At 63.3% G+C, this 1,230-nt stretch carries 1 protein-coding gene; it reads left to right on the forward strand.

Features of this window, described 5'->3' with window-relative positions; translation table 11 throughout:
• Positions 1-105: 105 nt before the first annotated feature.
• Positions 106-1,209, forward strand: coding sequence for an IS5 family transposase (locus AC07RV_RS45805; protein WP_256223127.1), 1,104 nt, complete (start codon positions 106-108; stop codon positions 1,207-1,209).
• Positions 1,210-1,230: the final 21 nt, after the last annotated feature.

The raw sequence follows: 1,230 nt of genomic DNA on the forward strand, positions 1-1,230 counted from the left end.
AGAGGGTGTATTTGAAATAAACACTCACACGTTATCCTCGTCCCATACGCAATGCTGCAACGCAGGAGGTGACGAGTGGGGACGACGACGCGAGAGGGCAAGAATTTGGGCGGCAGGCCAGCGCTGCTGCAAGCGGGCGAATTGCTCAGGCTTGTCGAGTTGACTCGGCAGATGCCGCAGGCATCGATGGACGAGCTGACGCGCGCGTTCGTGCATCAGACGGGAATTGAGGTTTGCTCGGCGACGATCCGCAAGGCCCTCAAGAAGGCAGGAATCAAGCGCGTACGGCCGGCACGGCGCGCAGGCCAGCGTGCGCAGACCCAGGGGGCGGCGCCTCAGCGATTTGGCTATACAGCAGCGCATCGCCGGGAAAGTGGCCTCAACGGCATGAACACGGACCTCACCGATGCCGAGTGGACCCTTGTGCATGATCTGTTCGAGCGCAACGGTGGACGCGGCACGCCCAGCACGCACCAGCGTCGCGACATCGTCAATGCCTGCATGTACATCGTGCGCACCGGCTGCGCATGGCGGCTCTTGCCTTCGAACTTCCCGCCTTGGCGTGCGGTGTACTCGGCGTTTCGAGGCTGGGCACAGGCGGGCACGTTCGAGCTCATGCACGATCGTCTGCGTCAGCAGTGGCGCCAGCGCATCGGCAAAGCGCCCGAGCCGACGGCCGCCATCATCGACTCGCAAAGCACGCGCAGCACGGCCCAGGGTGGCGATGGTGGCTTCGATGCGGGCAAAAAGGTCAAAGGCCGCAAGCGCCATCTCGTGGTCGATACCTTGGGACTGCTGCTGGCTTTGACCGTGACCGCTGCGAGCGTGCAAGACCGCGATGGCGCCGCCCCTGTGGTTGCGCAAGCCTGCGCTAAAGCGCCAGGACTGCAGAAGCTCTACGTCGATGCAGCCTATGCCGGCCAATGTGCAATGGCGCTGCGAGAAACGCACGGCATTGCGGTCGAGGTCGTTCGTCATCCAGCCAACCGCGTCACAGGCACCTTCGTGGCTGAGCAACGGCAACTGTGGCCGGACGCCATCCCTAAGGGCTTCGTCGTGCAAGCCAAGCGCTGGGTGGTCGAGCGCACCCACGCGTGGAACGAGCGCGCACGTCGCCTCATCGCACATCACGATCGCTCCAATTGGGCACCTGTCGCTTGGGTCTGGCTCGCTGAAGCACGTATCCTCGCTACTAGGCTGGCCGCGTAGATCATTTCAAATACACCCTCT

Source organism: Variovorax sp. GW821-FHT09B01 (assembly GCF_059418345.1).